This is a genomic window from Streptomyces cinnamoneus (genome assembly GCF_014650495.1).
GTDB classification, from domain to species: domain Bacteria; phylum Actinomycetota; class Actinomycetes; order Streptomycetales; family Streptomycetaceae; genus Streptomyces; species Streptomyces cinnamoneus.
The window spans coordinates 1-504 of the sequence record NZ_BMVB01000108.1 but is presented as its reverse complement, the minus strand read 5'-3'; the positions used below and the strand labels follow the sequence as shown (position 1 = coordinate 504).

Sequence of the window (504 nt, the reverse complement as noted above, 5' to 3'; positions counted from 1 at the left end):
ATCCTCTTTCCAAAAGCAGCATTACGATACGCTCAAATCCGATTGAAAATCCACATGCCGGTGTCGGCTGCCCTGTAAATTTCCCGATCATCTCATCGTAACGTCCGCCGCCTCCTACAGAGCCGCCGAATTCATCCATGGAAATCTCAAAAATCGTTCCTGTATAATATGACATACCGCGTACTAATGTCGGGTCAAAGCTCACTTTAAATTCTGCCTCTTTTGCACTTTCTACACTGGAAATAATCATTTCTAATCCATCGGCTGTCTCTGCTTCCAAAAATCCTTCCAGTTTTTCTTTGCAGTAGCGCACACCTTCGATATCATTTGTAATCTTTTTAAAGAGTTCTAAGTATTTCTCAATAGATTCCTTTGCATATCCGTTCTCTTCCAGTTCTTTCGCCACACCGTCCAAGCTAATCTTATCCATTTTATCTAAAATAATAAATACAGTATCGTAATCTTTCTCTTCAAAACCACTGTAAGCAGCCATTGCTTTTAAGA

Annotated in this window: 1 protein-coding gene; it reads right to left on the bottom strand. The window is 40.1% G+C overall.

Going from position 1 to position 504, the window contains the following annotated elements:
- Positions 1-504: ATP phosphoribosyltransferase regulatory subunit (locus IE182_RS33025; protein WP_190113434.1), on the bottom strand; the 504-nt coding region annotated here is incomplete at both ends.